This window comes from Pseudomonas sp. PME37.24/025, assembly GCF_055556615.1.
On the sequence record NZ_JBVHNK010000137.1, the window covers coordinates 1 to 277 of the forward strand.

Sequence of the window (277 nt, forward strand, 5' to 3'; positions counted from 1 at the left end):
GGAGCGACGGATGACAGTTCGTCCTACGAGTCGTTCACCCCGCCGTTCTCCGGCAGCCCGGGCGTGCTGCGCCTGTTCAACGCCCAGCTCGCCGGTCAGATCGCGTGGCTCATCCCCGCGGCGCTGATCGCGCTCATCGTGCTGTGGATCCTGCGCTTCCCGCGGGCCCTGACGGTGCTGCTGACGGTGTGGACCCTCACGTTCGCCGCGATGTTCTCCGTCGTCGCCGGAATGCACCAGTTCTACACGGCGGCTCTCGCCGTGCCCCTCGGCCTGG

The 277-nt window shown here is 69.0% G+C and carries 1 protein-coding gene; it reads left to right on the top strand.

Going from position 1 to position 277, the window contains the following annotated elements; all coding sequences use genetic code 11:
- A partial coding sequence (locus ACZ3HH_RS29830; protein WP_465810155.1) for a hypothetical protein occupies positions 1-277 on the top strand: 277 nt, incomplete at both ends.